This window comes from Rahnella perminowiae (genome assembly GCF_019049755.1).
GTDB lineage: Bacteria > Pseudomonadota > Gammaproteobacteria > Enterobacterales > Enterobacteriaceae > Rahnella > Rahnella perminowiae.
Genome location: NZ_JAFMOS010000264.1, coordinates 1 through 3,087, shown reverse-complemented (window position 1 = coordinate 3,087; position 3,087 = coordinate 1). Strand labels below are relative to the sequence as shown.

The following is a 3,087-nucleotide window of genomic DNA, read 5'->3' as shown; positions in this document are numbered from 1 at the left end:
GATCATTTACTACTGGGCGCAAAAAGGGAATTGGGCTGATTTACTCAGCCACGAATCAACAGAGGAAGCCATTGAACGCCGTTACCAGTTATTAGTTGGCCGGGACAAAAAAACAGAGCTGGAATTAAAAGAGATAGATGTGCTGATTGCTCACGCGGTGAAACTGCGTGCGCAGACAAATAAGCATAAAGAGAAAATGGCCGCCGCTAAATCTGGCAACCAGGGAGGCTATGACAGCCAGGGCGGGAACGGTGACGGCGCAGAGCCGGTGAAGAAGCGCAAATATAAGAAAAACGACATCTCCGGCATGACGCAGGATGATTTTGACGCTTTCGCAGAGGAACATTTATTCGGCTATCAGAAACACCTGCGCAACAACCTGGCACAGCAGATCAGGAACATCCTGAAAAGCCGCCAGATTGGTGCCACCTGGTACTTTGCTATTGAGGCATTCGAAAATGCGGTCATGACCGGTGACCCGCAGATTTTCCTTTCCGCCTCCAAAGCCCAGGCGGAAGTGTTCCGCTCTTACATCGTCAACATCGCAGAGCAGTATTTCGGCATTGTGCTGACCGGCAACCCGATCAGATTAAGCAACGGCGCAGAGCTGCGCTTTCTGTCCACCAACAAAAACACCGCGCAGTCCTACAGCGGCCATTTGTATTGCGACGAATACTTTTGGGTGCCGAACTTCGCCAAGCTTAACGAGGTGGCCAGCGCAATGGCCACGCACGACCACTGGCGAACGACCTACTTTTCAACGCCCAGCGCCAAAACGCACCAGGCATACCCTTTCTGGACGGGTGAAGAGTGGAAGCGCGGCGATAGGAAACGCGAAAAAGTCGCCTTTCCAACCTTTGATGAAATGCGCAACGGCGGCCGACTCTGCCCGGATGGCCAGTGGCGGTACATCATCACGATGGAAGACGCGATCAAGGGCGGGTTTAACCTGGCCAGCATCGAGAAGCTGCGCAACCGCTACAACCGTGACACGTTCAACATGCTGTATATGTGTGTGTTTGTGGACAGCAAAGACAGCGTTTTCAAATTCAGTGATCTGGAAATCTGCGGCGTGGACGTGGCCGACTGGCAAGACCATGACCCCAACGCCGATCGGCCGTTTGGCAACCGTGAGGTATGGGGAGGCTTTGACCCGGCGCGTTCTGGCGATACCTCCACGTTTGCCATTGTTGCCCCGCCGCTTTATGCCGTGGAGAAATTCCGCGTGCTCTGCCTTTTTCACTGGAAAGGGATGAATTTCGCATATCAGGCAGCACAGATTAAAAAGCTGTTCGGGAAATACAACATGACTTACATCGGCGTAGACGTCACCGGCATTGGCCGGGGCGTATTTGAGCTGATAGAACATTTTGCCCTACGTGAAGCGGTGGCCATTCACTACGGCATGGAAACCAAAACCCGGCTGGTGTTGAAGATGATAGACGTAATCGGCGCAAAACGCCTGGAATGGAACAAAGATAACCGGGAAATTGCCGCGTCTTTCCTGTCCATCCGACACACCAGCACGGCCAGCGGCAACGCTATGACGTTTAAAGCCGATCGCACAGTCGAAACCGGCCACGCCGATGCCTTTTGGGCAATCGCGCACGCCATTATTAACGAGCCGATCAACTTTGAGCACAAGCGTAAATCTAAATGGAAATTAGGAAAAAAAGCAGCATGAGCAAACGCAAACCATCCCGCCAGGCTAAGAAGGAACAGCCTGACCGCAGCAAAAAAATGAGCATCATCAGCATGGGACGCCCGGAACCCATCCTGACCACCGGCACAAATTACCGGGATATCTGGTATGACAATGAATTCGATCACTACACCTTGCCGATTGACCGTCTGGCACTGGTTCAACTGACGAACCTAAACAGTCAGCACGGCGGCGTGATTTATGCCCGTCACAACATGGTGGCATCGGATTACCTGGGCGGCGGTTTAACGCATGAGCAGCTGCGCGGCGGCGTGTTTGATTATTTATCCTGCGGCGACCTGGCCATTCTGAAAGTGCGTTCGGGCTGGGGTGACGTGGTGGATTTGCTGCCGCTGCCGTCGCTGTATCTGCGCGTGCGTAAAACAGGGGAATTTGTGGTTCTGCAGGACGGCGAACCGTTGGTATACAGCCCGGATGATGTGATTTTCCTCAAACAGTACGACCCGCAGCAACAGATTTACGGCCTGCCGGATTACATCAGCGGCATTCACTCGGCGTTACTCAACAGTGAAGCAACCATTTTCCGCCGCCGCTATTACCACAATGGGGCGCACACCGGGGGGATCATCTACACCAACGACGCGAACATGACCGATGAAGTAGAGGAAGAAATTGCGCAGCGACTGGAAAGCAGCAAAGGGATCGGGAACTTCTCCACCATCTTTGTGAACATTCCCCAGGGCGGGGAAAAGGCGATCCAGTTTATTCCGGTGGGGGATATCGGCGCGAACGATGAATTCAATAATGTGAAGAACATCAGCGCTCAGGATGTGCTGAACGCCCACCGGTTCCCGGCTGGCCTGGCGGGCATTATTCCGCAAAATACGGGTGGCTTACCTGATCCGGATAAGTCACGAACGACATACAGAAAGGATGAAGTCATTCCGTTGCAGCGCATGATCATGAATGCGGTCAACAGTGACCCGGAAATTCCGTTACATCTGCGGCTTAACTTCGCCTTTGACACAACATCAGAGGATGAAAAATGAGCCGCAACAGGCTAAAATCACGGGGTTATCACTTCCCCGGAGCCAACAACATGCGCGTGATGAAAGTCATCTGCCCCGAATGCGGCGCGAACTCAGTCATAAAAAAAACGTCACGCAAACACCGTCAGATTTCAGACCTGTATTGTGCGTGCTCTGACTTTGAGTGTGGTCATACTTTTGTAATGAATATGACCTTTTCACATACCATCAGCCCCAGCGCGAAAAGCCAGGGCAGCTTACTGCGTGGCTTAGTGGAATCGTTGAAATCCGACGATAAGCAAATGTTGCTTTCGCTACTGCAACAAGCCTGAATCATCACCCCCTTTTTGGTTTTTTTCTTTAGCAGGGAATTTATAATAAGGGAAACTCTAATAG

The 3,087-nt window shown here is 52.2% G+C and carries 3 protein-coding genes; all 3 read left to right on the top strand.

Annotated features, from left to right (window positions below):
• Window positions 1-1,684, top strand: a 1,684-nt coding sequence (locus J1785_RS02060) for a terminase large subunit domain-containing protein (RefSeq protein WP_217218694.1), incomplete at its 5' end; no start/stop codon positions are given.
• The gene (locus tag J1785_RS02055; RefSeq protein ID WP_217218693.1) at window positions 1,681-2,712 is read left to right on the top strand and encodes a phage portal protein; all 1,032 of its coding nucleotides are present in this window, start codon (window positions 1,681-1,683) and stop codon (window positions 2,710-2,712) included. The genes J1785_RS02060 and J1785_RS02055, both read left to right, overlap by 4 nt.
• A complete protein-coding gene (locus J1785_RS02050; protein ID WP_129952942.1) occupies window positions 2,709-3,023 on the top strand; it encodes an Ogr/Delta-like zinc finger protein in 315 nt (104 codons plus the stop codon). Before J1785_RS02055 ends, J1785_RS02050 begins: the two co-directional genes overlap by 4 nt.
• Window positions 3,024-3,087 lie beyond the last annotated feature (64 nt).

Coding starts and splice junctions, on each gene's coding strand:
- J1785_RS02055 (WP_217218693.1), top strand. CDS start 1,681: ATGAGCAAACGCAAACCATCCCGCCAGGCTAAGAAGGAACAGCCTGAC.
- J1785_RS02050 (WP_129952942.1), top strand. CDS start 2,709: ATGAGCCGCAACAGGCTAAAATCACGGGGTTATCACTTCCCCGGAGCC.